Genomic DNA, 662 nt, shown 5'->3' with positions numbered 1-662 from the left:
CTGCGCCAGGCACCGCTGAAACCCAACTCTCGGCACATGCTGGAACACATCGAGCGGCTGAAGACATTTCAGTTGGTGGACTTGCCCGAAGGCCTGGGCCGGCACATCCACCAGAACCGCCTGCTCAAGCTGGCCCGCGAGGGTGGGCAGATGACGCCCAAAGACCTCGGTAAGTTCGAGCCGCAGCGCCGCTACGCGACCCTGGCCGCCGTGGTGCTGGAGAGCACCGCGACCGTGATCGATGAGCTGGTCGATCTGCATGACCGCATCCTGGTCAAGCTGTTCAGCGGCGCGAAGCACAAGCATCAGCAGCAGTTCCAGAAGCAGGGCAAGGCGATCAACGACAAGGTGCGCCTGTACTCCAGGATCGGCCAGGCGCTGCTGGAAGCGAAGGAAAGCGGCAGCGACCCCTATGCCGCCATCGAGGCGGTGATTCCCTGGGACGAGTTCACCGAGAGCGTCAGCGAGGCCGAGCTGCTGGCCGGGCCGGAAGGCTTCGACCACCTGCACCTGGTCGGCGAGAACTTCGCCACCCTGCGCCGTTACACGCCGGCCTTGCTGGAGGTGCTGGAACTGCGCGCCGCGCCGGCCGCGCAAGGCGTGCTGGCAGCCGTGCAGACCCTGCGTGAGATGAACGCCGACAACCTGCGCAAGGTGCCGGC

At 66.0% G+C, this 662-nt stretch carries 1 pseudogene; it reads left to right on the top strand.

The annotated features are described in order from the left end of the window. A pseudogene (locus tag HMPREF2886_RS03670) lies at positions 1-662 on the top strand (Tn3 family transposase); the annotation flags it as partial.

Origin of the sequence: Pseudomonas sp. HMSC066A08, from assembly GCF_001813025.1 — a bacterium.
GTDB lineage: Bacteria > Pseudomonadota > Gammaproteobacteria > Pseudomonadales > Pseudomonadaceae > Pseudomonas > Pseudomonas aeruginosa.
Note: the sequence above shows the minus strand (reverse complement) of the source record. Positions and strands in the feature narration are given on the sequence as shown.